General features: G+C 39.6%; 19 protein-coding genes and 1 pseudogene. 6 read left to right on the top strand and 14 right to left on the bottom strand.

Annotated elements, in window-relative coordinates:
* Positions 1-354: 354 nt before the first annotated feature.
* Together P6709_RS15235 and P6709_RS15230 are read left to right on the top strand one after the other, a co-directional pair.
* Positions 355-1,016, top strand: a pseudogene (locus tag P6709_RS15235) (IS1595 family transposase); the annotation flags it as partial.
* Positions 1,017-1,293: 277 nt separating this feature from the next.
* Positions 1,294-1,947, top strand: a complete 654-nt coding sequence (locus tag P6709_RS15230) for a pyridoxine/pyridoxamine 5'-phosphate oxidase (protein ID WP_278241787.1) — start codon at positions 1,294-1,296, stop codon at positions 1,945-1,947.
* A gap of 238 nt (positions 1,948-2,185) precedes the next feature.
* Here P6709_RS15230 and P6709_RS15225 read toward each other — a convergent pair whose 3' ends face one another.
* From P6709_RS15225 to corA, 4 genes are all read right to left on the bottom strand, one after another.
* Positions 2,186-3,097: a chemotaxis protein gene (locus tag P6709_RS15225; RefSeq protein WP_278241786.1), complete on the bottom strand. Its 912-nt coding sequence runs from the start codon at positions 3,095-3,097 to the stop codon at positions 2,186-2,188.
* A gap of 288 nt (positions 3,098-3,385) precedes the next feature.
* Positions 3,386-3,838, bottom strand: coding sequence for a TlpA family protein disulfide reductase (locus P6709_RS15220; protein ID WP_278241785.1), 453 nt, complete (start codon positions 3,836-3,838; stop codon positions 3,386-3,388).
* A 166-nt stretch (positions 3,839-4,004) separates the two neighbouring features.
* The gene (locus P6709_RS15215) at positions 4,005-5,342 is read right to left on the bottom strand and encodes an MFS transporter (protein WP_278241784.1); all 1,338 of its coding nucleotides are present in this window, start codon (positions 5,340-5,342) and stop codon (positions 4,005-4,007) included.
* Between the two features lie 476 nt (positions 5,343-5,818).
* Positions 5,819-6,817 (bottom strand): magnesium/cobalt transporter CorA, encoded by a 999-nt coding sequence (gene corA / locus P6709_RS15210; RefSeq protein ID WP_278241783.1) that lies wholly within the window; start codon positions 6,815-6,817, stop codon positions 5,819-5,821.
* Positions 6,818-6,923: 106 nt separating this feature from the next.
* Here corA and P6709_RS15205 point away from each other — a divergent pair, with 106 nt between their 5' ends.
* Positions 6,924-8,117, top strand: coding sequence for an aminotransferase class I/II-fold pyridoxal phosphate-dependent enzyme (locus P6709_RS15205; RefSeq protein ID WP_442905347.1), 1,194 nt, complete (start codon positions 6,924-6,926; stop codon positions 8,115-8,117).
* A gap of 64 nt (positions 8,118-8,181) precedes the next feature.
* Here P6709_RS15205 and P6709_RS15200 read toward each other — a convergent pair whose 3' ends face one another.
* Positions 8,182-9,054, bottom strand: coding sequence for an NAD(P)-dependent oxidoreductase (locus P6709_RS15200; RefSeq protein ID WP_278241781.1), 873 nt, complete (start codon positions 9,052-9,054; stop codon positions 8,182-8,184).
* Between the two features lie 101 nt (positions 9,055-9,155).
* Here P6709_RS15200 and P6709_RS15195 point away from each other — a divergent pair, with 101 nt between their 5' ends.
* Positions 9,156-9,812, top strand: coding sequence for a GNAT family N-acetyltransferase (locus P6709_RS15195; protein WP_278241780.1), 657 nt, complete (start codon positions 9,156-9,158; stop codon positions 9,810-9,812).
* 126 nt (positions 9,813-9,938) lie between these two features.
* Here the strand turns inward: P6709_RS15195 and ptsP are convergent, their stop codons facing one another.
* From ptsP to P6709_RS15175, 4 genes are all read right to left on the bottom strand, one after another.
* Complete coding sequence (ptsP, locus tag P6709_RS15190; RefSeq protein ID WP_278241779.1) at positions 9,939-11,657, bottom strand: phosphoenolpyruvate--protein phosphotransferase; 1,719 nt, start codon at positions 11,655-11,657, stop codon at positions 9,939-9,941.
* 3 nt (positions 11,658-11,660) lie between these two features.
* Positions 11,661-11,924 carry a phosphocarrier protein HPr gene (locus P6709_RS15185; protein WP_278241778.1) on the bottom strand — a complete coding sequence of 88 codons (264 nt, stop codon included), beginning with the start codon at positions 11,922-11,924 and terminating at the stop codon, positions 11,661-11,663.
* Positions 11,925-12,163: 239 nt separating this feature from the next.
* A complete protein-coding gene (locus P6709_RS15180; RefSeq protein ID WP_278241777.1) occupies positions 12,164-12,895 on the bottom strand; it encodes an SDR family NAD(P)-dependent oxidoreductase in 732 nt (243 codons plus the stop codon).
* Between the two features lie 14 nt (positions 12,896-12,909).
* Entirely contained in the window at positions 12,910-13,104 is a 195-nt protein-coding gene (locus tag P6709_RS15175) for a hypothetical protein (RefSeq protein ID WP_278241776.1), read from the bottom strand.
* A 210-nt stretch (positions 13,105-13,314) separates the two neighbouring features.
* On the opposite strand from P6709_RS15175, the gene P6709_RS15170 reads away from it, so the two are divergent.
* Both P6709_RS15170 and P6709_RS15165 read left to right on the top strand, forming a co-directional pair.
* On the top strand, positions 13,315-13,920 hold the full coding sequence (locus tag P6709_RS15170) for a CPBP family intramembrane glutamic endopeptidase (protein ID WP_278241775.1): 606 nt from the start codon (positions 13,315-13,317) through the stop codon (positions 13,918-13,920).
* Positions 13,921-14,331: 411 nt separating this feature from the next.
* Positions 14,332-16,458, top strand: coding sequence for an ATP-dependent Clp protease ATP-binding subunit (locus P6709_RS15165; RefSeq protein WP_278241774.1), 2,127 nt, complete (start codon positions 14,332-14,334; stop codon positions 16,456-16,458).
* Positions 16,459-16,643: 185 nt separating this feature from the next.
* Here the strand turns inward: P6709_RS15165 and P6709_RS15160 are convergent, their stop codons facing one another.
* The 5 genes from P6709_RS15160 to phnE (P6709_RS15140) all read right to left on the bottom strand — a co-directional run bounded on the left by P6709_RS15160 (position 16,644) and on the right by phnE (P6709_RS15140) (position 22,618).
* On the bottom strand, positions 16,644-18,341 hold the full coding sequence (locus P6709_RS15160; RefSeq protein ID WP_278241773.1) for a M3 family oligoendopeptidase: 1,698 nt from the start codon (positions 18,339-18,341) through the stop codon (positions 16,644-16,646).
* A 137-nt stretch (positions 18,342-18,478) separates the two neighbouring features.
* Positions 18,479-18,928, bottom strand: a complete 450-nt coding sequence (locus P6709_RS15155) for a MarR family winged helix-turn-helix transcriptional regulator (RefSeq protein ID WP_278241772.1) — start codon at positions 18,926-18,928, stop codon at positions 18,479-18,481.
* 180 nt (positions 18,929-19,108) lie between these two features.
* A complete protein-coding gene (locus tag P6709_RS15150) occupies positions 19,109-20,683 on the bottom strand; it encodes a bifunctional metallophosphatase/5'-nucleotidase (protein ID WP_278241771.1) in 1,575 nt (524 codons plus the stop codon).
* A 340-nt stretch (positions 20,684-21,023) separates the two neighbouring features.
* Positions 21,024-21,824 carry a phosphonate ABC transporter, permease protein PhnE gene (phnE, locus tag P6709_RS15145; protein WP_278241770.1) on the bottom strand — a complete coding sequence of 267 codons (801 nt, stop codon included), beginning with the start codon at positions 21,822-21,824 and terminating at the stop codon, positions 21,024-21,026.
* Positions 21,824-22,618: a phosphonate ABC transporter, permease protein PhnE gene (gene phnE / locus P6709_RS15140; RefSeq protein ID WP_278241797.1), complete on the bottom strand. Its 795-nt coding sequence runs from the start codon at positions 22,616-22,618 to the stop codon at positions 21,824-21,826. The genes phnE (P6709_RS15145) and phnE (P6709_RS15140) overlap by 1 nt, the downstream gene beginning before the upstream one ends.
* Positions 22,619-22,626: the final 8 nt, after the last annotated feature.

Here is a 22,626-nt window from a genome sequence, read left to right as displayed (position 1 = left end):
CTTGGGATATGATATTTTCTTGCCAACAAATCGTAGCTGAGATCCCCATTCAGATACTCGCTAATAAGCTTTAGTTTGAATTCCTCACTATATATCGCCATAAAAAATACCCCCGAAAGTTAGTTTTTCACTCTAACTTTCGGGGGTCGGTTCCCAAAAATAAAGTCTCAGGCTCTTTAACGTTTCACGGTACTTCATGCACATGCTTTGAGCAGGGACTACGCTCAGTTCTCCAGGCTTGTTCAATTAGGTCTCATTTATATTGTTTAATCAAAAGGCTCTGTTAAAGTTTAATTGATATTCGCTCAAATCGAACAAATGTTCTGTAATAGAGTCATCAAATAGGAGCAGGTGATGACTGTGAGAGCAACCGAAATCCTTAAAGCCATTCAAAAACTGAATCCAGCGGAAAAGCATCGGTTACGGGAATATTTAATCGATGCTCTTACTGCATCATCCCCTACGGGAACCCCACTACAAGAGATTTCAGAACGAAAGCATAAGGAAGGTTATCGTTGTCCTGATTGCGAATCCGAACATATTGTTCGATTCGGAAAATACTCGATCGTGGACGGTGAGGAAGTGAAGAAACAGCGTTATCGCTGCAAGGCTTGCCGTATGACGTTTACGGACCTCACCAATACCGTCTTATACCGCACGCGCCATCTCCATCGCTGGATGAAGTTTATCGAATGTATGATAGAGGGGTATTCCCTTCGCAAATCAGCACAGTTGATTGGGGGCGTCACTCACGTCACTTTGTTCTATTGGAGGCATAAGCTCTTATCGGCATTAAAACAAATGGATAGTTCACATTTCCAAGGTATCGTTGAAATGGACGAAACCTATTTCCTGTACTCAGAAAAAGGGAAAAGGAAGATTGCTGATAGAAAATCTCGCAAACGGGGTGGTCCGCAAAGAAACGCGGCATAAGCAACGAATAAGTATGTATACTTGTCGCAACAGACCGTGACAAGATAACCTTTTCGCAGACGTTAGGGATGGAGCGATTGACTTTCAAGATATAACTGTTGAATCTTGTTCCCTAAGAGAGGATTTATCTCGAAACTGAGTCTTCCAGTATAGGGCAGAATTGTGGAAGACTCATTTTCGAGATAAACTGTAATTATACAGAGGTAAGAACTAAGTGATCTGTTAATATGGCTTACTGATATTTTGTTGCTATTGATCTTGACTTCTGTTATTTTATTACGTTCATTTGAGCTACGCTGGTATATGTTAGATGACTTGCTAGATTTTGAAATAACAATTAATAAGGAGCTGTTTATTACTATGAATCACGTAAGGCACAAAATCCAAAACAGTAAAACACTCTTAGGACCTTTCCCATCATTTGAAGTTCAAGAGACTCCTTATTCTCCCTACGAACTATTCTTAAAATGGTTTCAAGTCGCACTTGATCATGATATTTATGAACCTCATGCAATGAGTCTTTCTACAGTAGACAAGGAAGGTAAGCCTGATTCGAGAGTTCTTATACTTAAAGATGTGGACGAAAAAGGCTGGTACTTTGCTACTAGTACTAATAGTGAAAAAGGTAAACAATTAAGGGCTAATTCTGATGTTTCCTTAAACTTTTATTGGTCTTTAATTGGTCGGCAAATTAGGATACGTGGTAATGCAATGAAAATGGATAGAGAAACAAATGTTAAGGACTTTTTGAACCGAGGAAAGGTAGCACGTGCTATTTCATTAATAGGTAAACAAAGCTCAATTTTGGAAAAACAAAGCGACTTTGAGGAGGCTCTGTCAGATCAACTGTCTAACTTGGAAAATAATCCTGTTAGAACTTGTGATTCTTGGGCCCTTTACAAGGTTAGGGCTAATGAGGTTGAATTTTGGCAAGCAGATGAAAATAGACAGCATGTTAGATTAAAGTATTTTTTGGAAGGTGACGATTGGATAAAAAAACTATTGTGGGCATAATTAATAAATACTCTAAATTTGATTTTTAGTTATCCAATGAAAAGATGGTGCTTAAATTAATGTAACTTTAAATCGAGTCTTACGGAATCGGGGGCTTTAGTTTAATAAAGAAATATATATAATCAGGACTTCCATAAAATTGGAAGTCCTCTTTTTTAGGTAATATCAACACTCAACTTTAACAGAGCCATTCAAAAAGATAAAAATCAATAAATGGCGAAGTTTTAGGGCTGTCAGCTTATAGAGCCAGCCTGTCAATGGACTGCACTAATTCGCTGATTTGAGGCTTGCTTATTTGTTCATCCGCTCCTACCTGGTTGCCCTTATGTTTCAAATCCTCCGTGATAAGAGAAGAAAAAATAATGATCGGCAGCTTAGAAAAAACAGGGTGTTCTTTTACTTTTTTTGTAAAATGATGGCCGTCCATCTGCGGCATCTCAATATCAGTAATGATCAGCTGAATACATTCTTCAATTCTTTTTTCGCTGTCAGCCTCATCTACAGATGTCAAAAATTCAAATGCGTCTTTTCCGTTCTCAAAAAACTCAATTTGATCGTATCCGGCTTCATTTAACGTATCGAATAAAAGCTTGCGGAGCATTGGAGAATCCTCTGCAATAAGCAGTTTTTTGGAGGAACGTTCTCTTTTTCCCAACTGTTTTACCATGCCTACGTTAATTCCCGTCTCCGGATTGATTTCGAGCAAAATTTGTTCAAAATCAAGCAGCAAAAGCATCTCGTTCTCCCGTTTAATTACGCCAATAACCTGTGAGGCTTCATTTTGGTATATTTGTGAAGGCTTTTCAATTTGATCCCATGATATTCTGTGAATCATGGAAACATTATCAACTTGGAAAACAATCTTCTGCTGATTAAATTCAGATACAATGAATTTTTGATGGGGCACTTTTTCCTGCCGGGCGGCGCCAAGTACTTTTCGTATATCCACTACCGGAAGAACTTCTCCTCTTAGTTGGATAATCCCCATTACGAAAGGATGGGCATGGGGAATGGGGGTAATAGCTGCAGGCTGAATTATTTCTTTAACTTTAATTACATTAATTCCATACCTGTTATGATTGATTTCAAATTCAATAATTTCCAGTTCATTTGTTCCGCTTTCAAGAAGAATGCCCTGATTTTCTTTCACTGGGTCCACCTCTGTATCTTTTTTCCTATACTATACCATGATAAAAGATTGAAGGCACGAAAAAAATGAGCCTGAGACAAAAGTGTCTCAAGCTCTGCGATCGGTTCACGTCCCTTCAGGCGGACGCTTTACGCAGGGACGGCGCTGAGCCCTCCTCAGGCTTTGCCTTGTGGGATGTCTCAAGCAACCGCCATGTCCTGCGGGGAGTCGCCGCCTTCCGGTCCGCTCACCTTATACTGACAATGTATATACTTACTCAGTTTTCTTTAAATTGTACTTTCTGCAGACCTACTTCTTTTCTTCGACTCCAAGCACACGATTCAAGCGCTTGCGAAGCATTTTCATGCCGCTTCCGCCTGCTTGAAAATGGCGGAGCTGACCTTCTTTATCAAATACATAATAAGCAGGTACATATTGATTTTCAAATGCTTCTGTCAGCTTATGATCTCCATCTACAAAAATCGGCTGAACAATGTCATGGCCTCTTGCCACTTGTTCAATTACACCCAAGTCAAGGTCATCTTCAGATCTTGGCATATGAACCGCTATCACATTAAGGTCATCTTCATATTCATCACGTAATTCATTAATATCCGGCATTGCTTCTTTACAAAGATGGCAGCTTACAGACCAAAAATGTATTAAAGTAGGCTTATCTCCCACCAGATCATTCTTTGACACCTGGCCATTCAGCCATTTTGTAGCTCCCTGCAGTTCGGGCATTTGTTCTCGCAATTTCATATAAAACAGCCTCCTTAGACATTAGCGTGATCAGATTCTCTTCACCATATTCATTTTTGAACCAAATGGTGTGATTTATCTTTTTTCACCACATTAAAATAATTATTAAAAAACACATTTTCCATTATAGAAATGAGGACTCTGCCAGTCAAGAAAAACGCTTAAATCATGGTGTTTCATTATGCGAGGGCTGTTTAACTTTGAATAATATAATCAATCCGATTATCGCCATTACTGCAAGGGATGAGATAGCAAAACGACTTGCGATATCGCCGTATTCCCTTAAGCTGAGAGTGATGGTACCGTAAATAAGCGGTCCAATAATAGAGGATACTTTACCGGAAAAGGCAAATAAGCCAAAAAATTGCCCCCGCTTCTCTTCTGGTGTTAATTCCACGATCAATGTTCTAGATGTCACCCACATTGAGCCGAGTGCAATGCCTACCAGACTCCCGGCTAACCAGAACATCCATTGAGCTACAGCAAGAGCTGCGATTACAAGTGCAGTGATTAGTATGCATGCAACTGCAACAATCGCATTTCTGGAGCCGATTTTTTTTGTTATGTATCCAAACATGAAAGAACCTATAATGGCCGCGATCGTAGAAACCAAATACAAAATAATAAATTGTCCACTGTTAAACCCCACCACGGCTGTAGCGTAAATTGCCATAATAGCTATAGTCGTTGCGATGGCATCATTCAGGAAAAAATAAGCAATCATAAATGTAAAGACATTCTTATACGATTTCATCTCTTTAAATGTCGACCAGATTTCTTTGTATCCTGACAAAAACGATACATTTGATTGTTTACTTTTATATTTGGGAGCCGGATCCTTTAAAAAGAAAAAAAGAGGAAGTGAAAAAAGCAGGTATAAAATGGCTGTTGGTATAAACGCCTGTTCCGGACTTCCCTCCTGCACAAATAAATAAACCGTCAGACCAACCAGCGTGCCAAGGTAGCCTACCGCTACTCCAAAGCCTGATATCAAGGGCATTTCTTCTTTCGTTCCCAGGTCACTCATCATCGTGTCGTAGAAGACAAGTGAGCTGTTAAAGAAGAACTTTGCAATGACGAACATGATGACGACTAAAAACAACTCGGCGGGCAGACCAAACCACTCTGCTTCTAATTTCCCAAGTGCAAGGACCCCCATCATGAACGTACCGATGATTGAAATAGAGGCAAACCAGACAATATATTTCTTCTTCTGGCCTGTCCGGTCGATCCAAACTCCGTAGAGAGGGGAAAATAGAACAAGAAAAAAACTTGCCAGTGCATTCGCATATGAGATAAATGTACTTGCCACCTGGCTCATTTCTTCGCTGCTCCCTATCACAGAATCAAGATAGAAAGGAAAAAAAACAGTGTTTATATTTGAAGAAAAGATGGTATTGGCAAAATCGTACAAGGCCCATGACAAAATAGGCAAAGTTAAATAAAGCTTCCATCCCTTCCTCGGCGGTTGCGTGTTTCTTACTTGAATGGGTGTTTTTTGCATAGTAAATATATCCTCCAATCTGCTCTCTATACAATTCCGGCAACAGGGGCAATTTTCCTTCTCATTTACGCATTATTTACATTTACAGTATGAAAGCTCTTCGCTGAATAGTATCTTATGAATTTTAAAAACACGTTTTATTCTCTTTTGATCACTCATTTACCAGTTCTCATTATAAAGGGAGAACAAAAAGATGAGCTTGGGACATAAGTGTCTCAAGCTCTACGACCGGTTCACTTCGCTTCAGGCGGACGCTTTTCGCAGGGACGGCGCTGAGCCTTTTCAGGACCTTGCCCCGTAAAGGCTCAGCTTGCCGTCATATCCTGCTGGAGGCGCCACCTTCCGCTCCGCTCACCTACTACTAGTAATAAATATGTCCTCTTTTTTTAAACTTTTATGAGTTATGTCCCAGCCTCATCTGTGGTTTCATCATATCTAGTAAATGGTTTGACAGGCACAAGTCCCAGTCGGCTTAACTACTTAAGAAAAATTCTTCTTCTCTTCTTCTTTTTTGATTTTGAAAAACGGAGCCAGCCAATCCTTCTGAATACGAGAAACATTACCATCGCAATTAAAGCCATAATAGCGAGCACTACAAAATAGCCATTTTGGTATTCGAGCTCCGGTATATGAACGAAATTCATCCCATAAAGTCCTGCAATAAACGTCAAAGGCATAAAAATGGTGGTAATAACGGTAAGCGTCATCATAATATTGTTCATTTTGTCAGAACTGACAGATATGTAATTATCCCGAATGTCGGAAGAAAATTCACGGTAGGACTCGAGCATCTCAACAAGTTTTATGACATGATCATAAATATCCTGAAAATATAGCTGCTGTTCTTTATCTATGGAGATTTTCGATGTGCTCAGCAATCTGTATAGAAGATCACGCATTGGAAGCAGAGATCTTCTCAGCTTCTGCATATCATGCCTGACATCAAACAGCCGGTCCATTAAGTCATGAGAGGAATTTTCATCCGTACGTTCTTCTATATGGTTTAAATGGTCTTCAATTCCGTAAACATAAGGAAAATATTCATCAACAATATTGTCAACGATAGCATGTACTAAGCTGACAGGATCAAATTCTTCCACGTCCGCGCACTGCTGAAGCTTCTTCCAAAGCTGCTCAATGCCTTCAAGCTTTTCGTGATGAAACGTAACCAGCATATTGTCGTTAACAAATAAATTCACTTCCTGTGCATCATACGTCTCTTTTGACAGACTGTGTATCAGAAAAAATATGTACTCATGATAATCATCTAATTTTGGCCGTTGGTAGCCTTTTTCCAAACAATCTTCTATTGCAAGCGGATGAAAATCAAAGGTGGCTGCGAGTTCCTCTTCCTCCTTTGAGTCCGGCTGGTCAAAATCCACCCAATACCAGGCAAATCCGCCCCGCTTAATGTCTTCAAGAGAAGCATTTTGTTGACAGGTTCCATCCTTTTTAAAGCCGATCGTTCGAATCATCTAATTCTTCCTTTCATGCTCGATACTTAGGTTTATCCATTTTATTAAACGTTTAATCCTAATTAGTGAAAATGCTTTTTAAGAAACATGCCTTTTGTCTAGTGAAATGGTAAACTATCGTAGAAACACGAAATGGAGGGAACTCTCTTTGAGTATAAATTTAAATCCGCAAGTACAAAAACTCGAGATATCCGGAATAAGGCAATTCTTCAACCGAATCTCCCACATAGACGACATGATCTCTCTGACTTTAGGTCAGCCTGACTTTGAAACACCCGGACATATAAAAAACGCCGCCATTCGGGCAATAAATGAAAATTTCACCTCCTACACACATAACGCAGGGTTCATTGAACTAAGGCAGGCAATCAGTGATTTTATGAAACTGAAGTATCATCTGCACTATCATCCTGAAAATGAAATAATCGTTACGAACGGAGCTTCACAGGCGATTGACACTGCATTGAGAACCATTCTGATGCCCGGGGATGAAGTGATACTGCCAAGCCCGGTTTACCCGGGTTATACGCCCATTATCACGCAATGTGGGGCCGTGCCTGTATTAATTGATACGACCTTTTCAGAATTTAAACTAACGGCAGATCAAATCCAAAACGCTTTAACACCTAAAACGAAATGTATTATACTGCCTTACCCATCTAATCCTACTGGTGTAAGTCTGCTTGAAAGTGAGCTTGAAGCCATTGCCAGAGTGGTAAAAGAAAATGATTTACTTATCGTGGCTGATGAAATTTATAGCGAGCTCACCTACGATCGGGAGCATGTATCCATAGGCAGCATAATCAAAGAACATACGATCACGATTAATGGTCTTTCCAAATCCCATGCCATGACGGGTTGGCGAATCGGGGTGCTGATGGCACCGGAGTGGATGGCAAAAGAGTGCCTTAAAGTGCATCAATACAATGTTTCATGCGCTTCATCCATCTCTCAAAAAGCGGCCCTTGCTGCTTTTACTAAAGGAATGAATGATGCTGTTCCAATGAGAGATGAATATCGAAAAAGACGTAAGATCACAGGAGATTACCTTAAAAGTCTCAACTTTAAAACAGTGGAGCCGGACGGGGCATTTTATTATCTGGCCGGCATTCCTTCTTCCATGACTTCGTTTGATTTTGCGGTTCAGCTTGCAGAAAAGGAAAAGGTTGGGGTAATCCCAGGCACTGCCTTTGGAAGCCACGGAGAAGGGTTCATTCGAGTTTCTTATGCATGTTCTGAACATTCGATCCATGAGGCATTCCACCGCATCAGCAAGTTTCTAGATAATAAGTTAGAGTAATCCATACATTTAATTCAGACTGCCGGATAAGCACAATGTTCCATTTGCTTATCCGGCAGTCTTATTATCCCTGTCGGTAATACGAAATCAGCGCCTGTGTTCCATTGTCATCATACCCTGCGTTTGATATTTCATTATATAGTGAATGGGCTAATTGGAGCCCCGGCAGCTTTAGTTCCATTCGTTCAGCTTCTTCTAAAGCAATCGACAAGTCTTTTATAAAATGCTTTACGTAGAAGCCTGGTTCAAAATCGTCGACAATCATTCTTGGAGCCAGATTCGATAAAGACCAGCTGCCTGCTGCGCCAGTTGAGATGCTTTTAAGAACAAGATCTAAGCTTAAACCTGCGTTTTTAGCATATGTTAATGATTCACATACCCCTATCATGGTTGAAGCAATAACAATCTGATTGCTCATTTTAGCGTTCTGACCGCTTCCAGCAGAACCGTGATAAACGATATTCTGGCCAAACGTCTTGAATAGCGGGAGAACTCTGGCAAATTTTTCTTCGCTTCCTCCTGCCATGATGGACAGAGTACCATTCTTCGCTCCAACGTCTCCCCCCGAAACCGGTGCATCTAAAAGGGACAAACCAAGTTTCTCAGCAGCCTGATTGAGCTTTACCGCCAATGAAGGAGTAGACGTAGTTAAATCAATGAAGATCGTGTCTGCTAGTGCATGATGAAGCAATCCGTCCTGTCCCAAATATAGTTCTTCAACATCTTTGGGATATCCTACCATTGTAAAAATCACCTGGCAGTTCTGAGCTATAAAAGTGGGTGAGTCCTGCCATACTGCTCCCTTCTTAATAAGAGAATCGGCTTTCTTTTTTGTACGGTTAAAAATGTGAATTTCATTCGGCAGTGTCAGCAAGTGCTGAATAATTCCGGTGCCCATTACTCCTGTCCCAATAAAACCAATCTTTATTTGTTCCATTATAACCCTCCTTTTTCTTCTATCTTTTATTATTCCTTATATAAAGAGAAAGAGCAAAGCTATGGTAGGATGATAGATAATAATAATTAGGAGGAAATGCCATGATTAAAACATTTTATATTTATAAGGGGGAAGAATTACTTCCTGTTAAAATTAGAAACTATACTGTTGAGGACTCAGAAGGACTGATTCAGATTCAAAAAAAGGCATTTCCTCCTCCATTTCCTGAAGAATTGCTCTGGAGTAAAGAACAAATCGCCCAGCATGTATCTTTATTTCCAGATGGTGCTTTATGTCTTGAAGTAAATGGAGTGCTTGCGGGATCGATAACAGCGATGAGAATTGATTTAAACGATCAGGAGCCGCATACGTGGGAGGAGATTACTGATGCAGGATGGATAAAAAAACATAATGACACAGGTTCAACACTCTACATTGTTGACATATGTATTGATCCTTCATTTAGAGGTCTTGGTTTGGGAAGACAGCTTATGTATGCCGCGTATGAAACTGTCATATTTTTAGGAATCAACAGACTTGCAGGGGGATGCAGAATACCCGGATATTCGGCTCATAAAAACGAACTAACTATTGAGACATATTTTGAACAGCTAACAACCGGCAAATTGAAAGATCCTGTATTCAGCTTTTTAGTAGGCGCGGGGAGAACACCTGTCAAACTCATTCACAACTATATTGATGATGAGGAATCTGGCAACTGTGCAGTATTAATGGAATGGAAAAACCCGTTTCAATAAAAAAGAACCGGATAATGGGGGTTATCCGGTTCAAAAAAGGGAAATCAGAATGAAAAAGTATGCTTGTACTACTTATATGCTTCCCCGATTCACAATACTTTATTCATTTTTAATGTAACAATTTGATTACAGTTTTACTGCGTTTTTTACGATTGAAATTACTTCCTCATTTGTTGACAATGAAAGAGCCTCTTCTGCAAGACTTTTCATCTCATCTCTTGAAAGACCCAGGAGCTGAGCACGTGCTGGAAGAATTGAAGTAGCACTCATCGAGAACTCATCAAGACCAAGTCCTAATAAAATCGGAATGGCAATTTCATCTCCAGCCATTTCACCGCACATGCCCGTCCACTTGCCTTCTTTATGAGAAGCGTCAATGACCATTTTAATTAATCTTAAAATGGCAGGATTATATGGCTGATACAAATATGAAACCCGTTCATTCATGCGGTCAGCTGCCATAGTGTATTGTATTAAATCATTCGTTCCGATACTGAAGAAGTCAACTTCTTTGGCAAATTGATCAGCCAGGACAGCAGTTGAAGGAATTTCAACCATGATGCCTACTTCAATATCATCTGAAACGGATACACCTTCTTCAAGAAGCTCTTCTTTTACTTCTAGAAGAATCGCTTTCGCACTTCTGAACTCTGAAAGATTTGAAATCATCGGAAACATAATTTTAAGATTGCCATATACGCTGGCGCGAAGAAGAGCACGCAATTGAACCTTAAATAAATCAGTTTCTTCCAGGCAGAGCCTGATCGCTCTGAAGCCAAGGAATGGATTCATTTCATGAGGAAGGTTCAAGTATGGAAGCTCTTTGTCTCCGCCAATATCCAATGTTCGAACGACAACCGGTTTCCCTTCCATTCCCTCAAGTACCTCTTTATAGGAAACAAATTGCTCTTCTTCAGTTGGAAGTTCGTTTCGTCCCATATAAAGAAACTCAGTACGATAAAGACCGATTCCTTCGCCGCCGTTATTGCGAACTCCTTCAAGATCTGCAGGAGTTCCGATATTCGCAGCCAGCTCCACATGGTGACCGTCTTTTGATACAGACTTTTCGTTAACAAGCTTTGCCCACTCTGCTTTTTGATCAGCAAACTGGTCCTGCTCTCTTTCATAATTGCTGATGATCTCTTCAGTCGGGTTAATGTGAACTTCTCCATTCAGTCCATCCACAATAACAAGGTCGCCGTTTTGAATCTCTGAAGTGGCTTCTTTCGTTCCTACTACTGCAGGAATTTCCATTGAGCGTGCCATAATTGCGGAATGTGAAGTTCTTCCACCGATATTTGTAGTAAATCCTTTAACAAATTCTCGGTTAAGCTGCGCTGTATCTGAAGGTGTTAAATCCTCAGCTATTACAATTACTTCTTCAGAGATCATGCTTGGATTAAGTACTTTCACACCGAGCAGATGAGAAAGCACGCGTTTAGTAACGTCACGAATATCTGCAGCACGCTCCTGCATATATTCGTTATCCATTTGTTCAAACATTGCTACAAACATATCAGCTGTTTCTTTTAAAGCTGCTTCTGCATTGACAGAATCCTGCTTAATTTTATCCTCTATAGGACTAATTAATTCAGGATCACTTAAAACAAGGAGATGAGCCTCAAAGATTGCTGCTTTATCTTCCCCAAGTTCTGTCTTTGCACGGTCCCGAATCACTTCGAGTTCAGAGCGGGAAGTCGCCATCGCCTGTTGAAAGCGCTCAATTTCCTGCCCCGGATTATCTACCTTTTTTTCTTCAAACGACAAATCCGGCTCTACCAGACGGTAAGCCTTTGCAATCGCAATTCCGCTTGAAGCTGCAATACCTTTAAGTATAGAAGACATCTTTTATGCCAAACCTTCACTGTGCAATGTTTCTTCGAGGCTTGTAAGAGCTTCCTGCTCATCGCTGCCCTCTGCATGAATAACGATTTCAGCGTTTTTGCCAACACCTAGAGACATAACACCCATAATCGATTTAAGGTTTACTTTTTTGCCTTTGTACTCAAGCTGTACATCTGAATCAAATTTGCTTGCTGTTTGAACAAGCAATGTAGCCGGACGTGCATGAATCCCTGTTTCTGCTGTTACTGTAAATTGTTTTTGAGCCATATTGTATCTTCTCCTTTTAACTTGTATTTACAACATCACCATATTAAATTAACGAATTAACACATCAGAGTCAATATAATATTAAATGTAAAATAATACGATGAGTTTGTTATAACTTTCTTAAGAACTAAGAATAACATGTAAACCCTTCTATAACAACGATTTTGCAGTTGTAGAAACTTCCTTGTTTGACTTTATGATGGAAATATCACATCTTAAATATACATAGATGTATTTACCTAGTGTTCATAGATCATTTTTCGGGACATCCCTCCATCAATAATGAGGTTTTCACCATTGATAAAGTTATTGTCTTTATCCGTTAAAAACACACAAGCTCTGGCAATATCGCTCACTTTTCCCACTCTGTTTGATGGATGCTGATTGTGATCGACATCTCTTAATTCATCATAGTTTTCAGTTTCAATCCAACCAGGGCTTATGGCATTGACAGAGATATTCTTTTCGCTCAATGTTACAGCAAGCGAATGGGTTAAAGCATGGATGCCTCCTTTTGATGCTGAGTACGCCTGAGTATTCTCTTCAGACATAAATGCGCGGGTAGAACATAAATTTACGATGGATCCTCCATTCATAAAACGGGCTGCTTCTCTTGAACAATAAAAGACACTCGATAAATTGCTGTTTATAATCGATAACCAGTCTTCTTCTGTAACATCCCATATCTCTTTAAATTCCGACTTGCCAGCATTGTTAATGAGAATATCAATTTTCCCTGATTCATTGATAACCTGCTCCATCATTCCTGCAACATGGTCCATTTTTCCGACATCGGCATAGTGGCCAAAAGCTGAAAAGCCGTCTTCTTTTAATTGCTTTACTTCCTCCATCAAAGTCTGTTCATCTGCGTCCACTAAATGAACCTCATCCCCCTTCAACAGAAATGTCTTTGCAATTTCAAGACCTATGCCTTTTGCTGCTCCAGTAACCACTGCTACTCTTTTTGCCATAGACTAAAACCTCCTCAGCTTCTTGGATCTTTCAGATATTCATAGATTACATGACCGTTGCGCTGGGCTATTCCTCTGAAATGCTTAAAATCAGGCTGCGCAACAATCTGCTCTCGTAAAGATTGAAAATCCTCCTTTGAAATTTCAAGCTTTGCTATTTCCCCATTCCGTAAATCGTTCAGCATTTCTTTCATTTTTTCTTCTGTCATTTGCTGCTCCTTTCTTCTACCCTTCTTTACTTTATTATTAACTAGTATTCAGTTGATAACCAGCCATTAAGTCAGCGTTTTGGGTAAATCAAAAAAATTACACTATATTCTTCTATTAATTACTGCTAAAATGTTCATTATATTTTGCAGTTTAAAATCTATCATTTTTAAGATTCATTTTTCATGGGTCGAACCCGGGAGGTTTATTATTTGTTCAAGCAATTTTTATGGCCGCTAGCTGGCCTGGCAGTGATTCATCTATTAATGTACTTTACATTTTTTGACCAGAAAATATTCTGGTATTTGTATTCAGGTACAGCGTTGGTGATGATTGCTTTAAGTATCTCACAATCCGGCATTGAAAAGGGCCGGCACCCTATAAATCGTTCGATTATGTACGGAATTTTCTCCGGTGTTATCCTGTACTGCATACTTTACTTTACATACCAGCTATTTTTGCTGCTGCCTGGTCAATTTGACCAGATTATTTCCTCTCTTTACAATGACTTGAAACCGGATCTGGTCTGGCAGCTCCTCTCACTCATTTTGATTATTGTACCTGCTGAAGAAATATTCTGGCGTGGCTTTATTCAAAGAAAGCTGCTTGAAATCGTATCACCTGTCACGAGCGTAGTGATTACTTCAATCTTGTCGGCTTCTGTCTTCATATATTCAGGAGAGTGGACCTGGATGGCCGCAGCTTTTCTGGGATCCATCATATGGGGAATTATGTATAATTGGAAAAGGAGTATTTCATTCATTATCATTTCACATTTAGTCTTCGACTTACTATTTTTCTACGTCGTTTTTATCTAAAGAAAAGTTTGCTCATATTATGTAATTACTCGTGATATTGATTGATGAAAGTTAAAACGAAAGTTTAAAAATTGAATGTCTCAAAAGGAATGTCTCATTGAGGGGCATTCTTTTTTATGCAAAAAATAAAGATCACAAAGATCGAATCTTATTCCGATTTAATGCCAATTCTTCCTATTCTTTTTCTTTTTAAGTTTCGTATCAGTCCATTTCTTAAAACAATTCCCTTGTAAAATCTAATTAAAATATACCTCAATCAAAATACTTGAAAGTCAGATAAGGTCAAATTATAATGTGAATATAAGGTCAACAATAGTCAAATAAGCAGATCAATAGACACGACATTGCCCTTTCGATACAATAGCAAAACATTCAATAAATTATAATGATTTTATATAAGGAGGAGTCACAATGATTTGTGAAAAATGTCAATCAAATCAAGCGAATGTTCAGCTACGTCTTCAAATTAATAGTCAGCAGCAGGATTTCAACTTGTGCTCCAATTGCTATAGAGAAGAAAAAGCTAAGCTTCATTCTGCTATGAACAAACAAAATAAACCGTCTAATGAATCACCTATTGACGATTTTCTATCATCCTTTAATCAGGGTCAGCCCAATGCCAAAAATCAAACAGGTCAGCAAGGGCAAAAAGATGGCTTGTTAGGAGAGTACGGACGCAACATATCCCACCTTGCTAAAGCCGGCCTAATAGATCCTGTAATTGGACGCGATAAAGAAATAGACCGGATGATTGAAGTATTAAACCGCAGAAATAAAAACAACCCTGTTCTTATCGGTGAGCCTGGTGTAGGGAAAACAGCAGTGGCCGAAGGTCTTGCTGCAAGGATTTCGGAAGGAAAAGTTCCTGCTAAGCTTAAATCAAAAGAGGTTATTTTACTTGATGTGGCTTCACTTGTTTCCAACACAGGAATCCGTGGACAATTTGAAGAACGGATGAAGCAATTAATCGCAGAACTGCAATCTAAAAAAAATGTCATCCTCTTCATAGACGAGATTCATCAAATTGTGGGTGCCGGTTCTGCAGAAGGTTCTATGGATGCTGGCAATATTCTTAAACCTGCCCTTGCCAGAGGCGAACTGCAGCTTGTCGGCGCTACGACACTGAAAGAGTACCGTAAAATCGAAAAGGATGCTGCGCTGGAGAGACGCTTTCAGCCAATTCAAGTTAATGAACCTTCAGTTAAAGAAGCACTGGTTATTTTAAATGGACTTGCTCCACATTATGAGAATTTCCACGAAGTTAACTATGACCAGGAAGCACTTGAAGCGGCTGTTAATCTTTCTCACCGGTATATTCAGGATCGTTTTCTACCGGACAAAGCGATTGATCTTCTCGATGAAGCAGGCTCAAAATTAAATTTGACCGTGGATGCAGCAGATACTGAAACAATCAATCATCGCTTATCTCAGATTCACGCCGAAAAACAGGCAGCATTAAAAGAAGAGAACTATGAACTCGCCGCCGCACTTCGGGATGAAGAGGAACAACTCGAGGAACGGTTAAATTCCAGCAGCACTTCCATTCAGCCAACTGTTACAAAAGAAACAATTCAACAGTTGATTGAACAAAAAACTGGTATTCCAGTCGGAAAACTCGAGGAAGATGAGCAGGAAAAAATGAAGCGCATTGAACAAAGCCTCAATGAAAAAGTGATTGGTCAGCAGGAAGCGGTTAAAAAGGTCGCTAAAGCTGTCCGCAGAAGCCGGGCAGGTCTTAAATCAAAGGACCGTCCAACAGGTTCATTCTTATTTGTTGGTCCAACTGGTGTAGGGAAAACGGAGCTTTCCAAAACACTCGCATCCGAATTATTTGGAAGCAAAGACCATATGATCCGTCTTGACATGAGTGAGTACATGGAAAAACACAGTACAGCTAAATTAATCGGCTCACCACCTGGATACATCGGACATGATGAAGCTGGGCAATTAACTGAAAAAGTACGCAGATCTCCATACAGCATCATTCTGCTGGATGAGATTGAAAAAGCGCACCCAGATGTTCTCCACATGTTCCTTCAAATTATGGAGGATGGCCGTTTAACAGATAGCCAGGGTCGAACGGTTAACTTTAAGGATACGGTTATTATCATGACAAGTAATGCAGGTGTAGGTGTGAAAAAACAGGCAGTTGGGTTTGGCTCAAATGCAGCATTAAATGAAGCAAATCTTTTAGATTCATTAAGCGACTTTTTTAAACCGGAATTTTTAAACCGGTTTGACAGCATAATTGAATTTGCTTCTCTAGGAAAAGAAGATCTGCTTCAAATTATTGATCTTATGCTTGCAGATCTTGACAAAACACTGGCTGAACAGGAAATGAAGCTGTCAGTTGATCATGATGTAAAAGAAAAACTTTCTGAATTGGGCTATCACCCTGCCTTTGGCGCCCGCCCATTAAGAAGAGTCATTCAGGAGCACTTAGAAGATGCTATTACAGACTTTATGTTTGAGTATCCTGAAATTAAGAATGTACAAGCAGTTTTAGAAGAAGGAACCATTACATTAAAACAAAAGTAAAAAATGAATCTATTGAGAATAGTAATGGAGCCTGAGACAAAAAAATGTCTCAGGCTCTTTGACGTTTCATTAGGACTCTTTCGCAGGGACGACTGTGAGCCATTCCACGGCCTTGCCCTGTATTGTCTCAAGCAAGCATATTAAACAGGAGTCACTTCTTTGCTCATTTTCTATTCTGCTTAAACTTAAAGAGATTTATCATTTACTGAATTTAACCAATCTTCGATGATGCCGATGACAGATTCCACACATCCGTCTTCAAATGGAGAAAGTAAATTAGCTTCTTTTACAAGCGCTGTAAAGGACTTAGATCCTCCCAGCTGACATAAATGCAGATAGTCTTTCCATGCTTCATTAAAGTCTTCACGCGACCTCTTCCAAAATTGAAATGCACAGATTTGAGCTAATGTATAATCAATATAATAGAATGGATCTTCATAAATATGCCCCTGACGCTGCCAGACTCCACCTGCCTCTAAGTAAGAATGACCGCCATATTCCCGGTGAGGAAGGTAAATTTCTTCAATTTTTCTCCAGGCTGCTTTTCTTTCCGCTGGGGTCATTTCAGGGTTTTCATATATTGCGTGTTGAAATTCATCTACAGCGACCCCGTACGGTAAAAACAAAAGACTGCTGCTTAGATGAGAAAATTTATATTTTTCCGTTTGATCTTCAAAAAACCGTTCCATCCATGGCCACGTAAAAAATTCCATGCTCATCGAATGAATCTCCGCTGATTCATGCGTAGGCCACAAATACTCAGGGATATCTATATGTCTGCTGGAGTATACCTGAAATGCGTGGCCGGCTTCATGAGTCAGGACATCTATGTCTCCTGAAGTCCCATTAAAGTTTGAAAAAATAAAAGGAGACTGATAATCTTCTATAAATGTGCAGTAGCCCCCTGCTTCTTTCCCTTTCTTTGCTTCGAGGTCCATAAGTTTTCGAGAAGTCATGTAAGTAAAAAATTCATCCGTTTCAGGCGATAGTTCCTGGTACATTTTTTGGCCATTTTCGATAATCCAGTCAGGTGACCCTTTTGGCACAGCATTACCAGACAGGAAAGACAATGGCTCATCCCAGAACATCAGTTTTTCCACACCAATTCTCTTTGCCTGTCTTCCTCGAAGCTTTGTCGCCAGCGGTACAATATAGTCACGAACTTGATTTCTGAAATTTTCAACCATGTCTGCATCATAGTCAATCCTCAGCATCCGTATGTAGCCAAGCTCAGTAAAATTCTTATACCCTAATTTTACAGAGATTTCATGACGTACTTTTACCAACTGATCATACAGATCATCAAATTTATCCTCGTGTTCCTTATAAAAATCATAATTAGCAAAGGTTGCTTTTTTTCTGGTTTCCCGATCAGTAGATTCAGCATAAGGATACAACTGTGCCAATGTTAATTTCTCTCCATTGAACTCTACTTCTGCAGATGCCACAAGCTTAGAATATTGTGAAGTCAGTTTATTTTCTTTTTGAAGCAATGAAATGACCTCGGGAGAAAAAGCTTTCATCGAAAATTCTGCCAGATCGAAAAGCTGTGACCCCCATTTTTTTTCGAGTTCCTCTTTAAAAGGCGAATCAACTAGAGCGCGGTAAAACATATTTGTCAATTCAGTTAATTGCGGCTCCACTTCATCAAAAAAGTCTCTCTCATTTTGATAAAATTCATCATTCGTATCAATAGATGCACGAATATACGCTAAATTAAATTGAGTTGACAGCTTATTTCTAAATTTATTAATTGCTGTGATCGCTTCTGTCTGCCCTTCTACAGAATTTGCATGTTCAAACGAATCCAGCAGCTTCTGAAACCGAACTTTTTCTTCTTCAAGCACCGGCCGCTTGTATTCATATTGATCAAATGTTTTCAATTTAAATCCCCCTTTTACTATCACATTCTATTGTCATATAGCAATTTCCTTCAAGAACGTAAAAAAACTGCCTGAATAACGGCAGTTTCTTAATATATTTTGCTTCCTATCGAAAAAATGATAAGAAAACCTATTTCTCAGTATGAAAGATCCCGAATAGATAAACCAAGTTTTTTTAGAAGTTCTATAGCCTGCTTCTGCTCTTCTGATGTCAATACAGACATCATCCCATGCAGATTTTTTTCGTGGTTAGGGAAAATTTCAGCCATAAAATCGTTGCCTTTCTCTGTAGTCTCCGCATAAGTGACTCTTCTGTCCTGTGGAGAGGCAACTCGCTTAATAAAACCTTTTTTTTCCAGCTTATCTACAACATATGTGATACTGCCGCTTGCTAATAATATCTTTCCGCCAATTTTTTGAAGAGGCTGCTTTCCTTTATGATAGAGCAATTCAAGCACAGCAAATTCTGTAGGATTCAATCCCTGCTGCTGAATGAAACGATTACTCATTTCATTCATTGATTTATATGCCCGTGAAAGTACAATAAATAATTTCAGGGATTGTTCATGGTCAACAGTTTCGCTCATTACAGTCAGTCCTTTTTTATGCACTTTTATATAGTAGTATATCGATATATTTTAATGGAAGTCAAACACAGCTTTTACATTTAGCTATGATCTTATCTCATTTCATGCACCATGGCGCCCCTTTATATTAAAATTATTTAAAAACACTCAAAGCAGCAAACGAATATGAATGAGGCTTTCTCATCTATGAGCATTAGAATTAATTACTTTAAAATTATTGTTAACTTCGGCTTTTATCGTTTTCTTTTCCAGGAGATCCTCAGCTAAAAGCTCTGCCATATCAATGAGTATTTCTTTTACAACAGGCTTGTCTTTAAACATAGAGAAATTACCTCCTCCACCTGCTCTATAATTATTCATAACGACATGATGAGGTCCTTCCTTATAAAATTCGAGTTCAATTACCCGCTCCCCGATCGGCTTGGAAACATCTATTGTATAAGAAATACCTTCCCACATATCGTAGTTATAATGCTGGGGCTTTGGCAAAACAAATTCAGGGTTAACATCAATTTGACCCTCTTCATTCAATGTAAAGTAAGATGCTGACTGTTCAAGCGCTTTTCTAATATCCGCTTCAGAAAGCTCAAGCACTGTTAATGTATTCGGATAAATATAATTGGAAACGATCTCTCGCATTGTCACTTTTGAAGGAAGACCCTCTGAGATGTTACTTAATAGAGATGTTGCGGAAATGCTGACCCCCGAAGCTTTCATTTGTACTTTATTTATCCACTCAATCATCGGATGCTCATGCGTTCTGACTTTCAAAGGATTATGAATTGTCATATCACCATCAATATACCCAATAGGCTGATCCAGCCATTTTTGTGTTTCCATTTCCTGGAAATAAACTAGATCCAATACATCCTTATCAGGAAGCTGATCCGCCATGGATACGACTTCGCCCTCTATATTTTCAACTCTCCAGGAGTTTGTTCCTTTTTTAAGATGAATGACTGCTTTGCCTATATGCTGGCCATTATAACCGGGCTGGATAATATATGTGTCATTTACTGACTTAGAAAGGATTCTATGCTGATGACCGGTTAGGAGAAGATCAATCCCAGCTACCTCCTTTAAGATTTGGCCTCCCTGATTTTCACCCGTTTGCTGTTCAGTAAGGTCCCCTGTTTCCAGATCGCACTCAAACCCGCCATGATAGCTGACGATAAGTACATCGGGTTGTTCTGTTTCATGAATAAATTGCACCCATCTTTTTAAAGACAGGAGGGCATCTTCAAACGCCAGTTCTTTTATATGAGATGGATTTTCCCAATTTGGTATGTAATGTGTGGTGATGCCGACTATGACAATTTTTACTCCTTTCACTTCTTTGACTGTGTAAGGATATCCGAAATACGATTCCTTTGTATCTCGATGTAAGATATTTGCAGACAGCCATGGAAAAAAGGATTGGCTGACCGCTCTGCTGACAATTGACATGCCATAATTAAACTCATGATTGCCAATCACGGCACAATCGTACTGCAGATGATTCATAACCGAGATAACGGGATTTGGCAAATGATCACGAAATTTCGCATAGTGGTAAGTTAAGGGTGTGCCCTGAATGCAGTCCCCATTATCAATCAGCAAAAGATCCGGCTCCTGTTTTCTCATATCTTTTATGTAAGAAGAAATACGCGCAAGACCATTAGGCGTTTCCTTATTGGCAGCGTAATGCAGCGGCATAATATGTCCATGAATGTCACTGGTTTCGAGTATGGTAATTGATACTTCATTGAGTGCCATCTTATCCACCCTTTCTCTTTGTAGTTATCTTACCAAAAATAAAGAGCTTGTGACATAACTGTCTCAAGCTCTTTTACCGGTTCGCTGCACTTCAGGTGGACGGCTTTCCGCAGGGACGGGGGCTTGAGCCTTTTGTATACCCCTGTAAAGACTCAAGCGCCCGTCATATTCTGCTGGAGTCGCCACCTTCCGCTCCGCTCTCCTCTTACTATTACTAAATACTTCTTCATTCTTTTAACTTTTTGAAGTTTTGTCCCAACCTCTTTAACTTTATTCTTAAATTTTTATTTGAATTTTCAGCTGATTTAGTATTTTAAGTATAACAGCCGCTTCATCAAGTTTAAACAATCCTTTTTCGAATCGCAGCTGATATAAAGTCAATAATTGTCACAACCACTATGATGATCAGAATAATTAATCCCATCTCATTCCAATTCCGGTTGCTTGAAGCAAAGAAAATAAGCGTTCCAATCCCTCCGGCTCCTACTACTCCTAAAATGGTAGACGCTCGAACATCGACTTCAAAACGGTAGATCGCATAAGATAAGAACTCAGGTATTACCTGCGGAATGACACCGTGAAATAAAATCTGCAGCTTATTTGCTCCGTTTGCTTCCATCGCTTCAACAACCTTCATATCGATTGACTCAAGCACTTCAGAATACAGTTTCCCAAGCATGCCGGTTGATCCGATCGCAATAGCAAGTACACCAGCAAACGGATTCGGTCCAACTGCGACTACAAATAATAAGGCAAGAATTAAATCAGGAAACGCACGAACAGCACTTAAAATCCATTTGCCTACTCCTGTTAAAAAGCGATTGTTCGTCATATTATTTGCAGCCAAGAACCCTAATGGTATAGCCAGAATAGCCGCCATAAGCGAGCCGGCGAATGCTATGTAAAGCGTTTCAATCATTGCATCCATCACTTTATCAAATGCATCCCAATCCGGATTAAACAGCCTTGGAATAACCCGTTCAAAGTTATTAACCATCCGTTCAAATGCTCTTGCCCAATCAATATTGATTCCAAGAAACGTCCAAATATACAGTGCAATTACAGCAGCTGCGATAATACTTCTCTTTATTGTCTTAACCGGGCTGTTTTTTTTCTTAGGGGGCATCTGCAACTCAGCCATCACACAATCGCCTCCCTGATTTTATTACTGATAAACTCGATAATGACAACCAGCACAAAAATTCCTATAATGATTGCCATTGCATTTTCAAGGTTGTATAGTCTTATTTGCTGATCAAGCACCAGCCCAACTCCTCCTGCGCCTACTAGACCAAGCACAACTGATGCCCTGATGTTTATCTCAAACACATATAATACTAATGATGAAAACTGCGGAAGGACTTGAGGAACCAATCCATAATAAATGGTTTGAATCGTTCCGGCACCCGAAGCCTGCATAGCTTCAAGCGGATTCATATCTACAGATTCAATCGTTTCACTTATCAGTTTGGCCAGGATTCCAAGCGAAAAAATGATTAGAGCCAGGATTCCCGGAAAAACACCAAGACCAAAAATACCGACAAAAATGAGCGCTAACACGATATCGGGGATCGTTCTTAACACATTGAGAAAAAACCTCATAAATCCATATAAATACTTATTAGTGGTAATATTTTGTGCACCAAGCAAACTCAGGGGCACACATAAAACAGCTGCCACTGTGGTCGCAATAATAGCCATTTGTATCGTTTCTGAGAACGCGGCAACGACAGATGAAGCAATGAGAACTTCAAAGTTCGGTGGAAAGAACTTAGCCAGCAAAGCAAATAAATTCGGCAAACCAATCACTAGCTCCGCTGGTGTTGAATTCGTTTGGTAGGTGCTAAATAAATATAAAGCGAGTACCACACCAAATATGAGCAGTAAACGGGACTTGGTTTTCGCTGTATAGATTGACGGCGTTTTTCCTGCCATCACCTGCC

The sequence above is a fragment of the Jeotgalibacillus sp. ET6 genome (assembly GCF_029667115.1).
Taxonomy (GTDB): Bacteria; Bacillota; Bacilli; order Bacillales; family Jeotgalibacillaceae; genus Jeotgalibacillus.
Note: the sequence above shows the minus strand (reverse complement) of the source record. Positions and strands in the feature narration are given on the sequence as shown.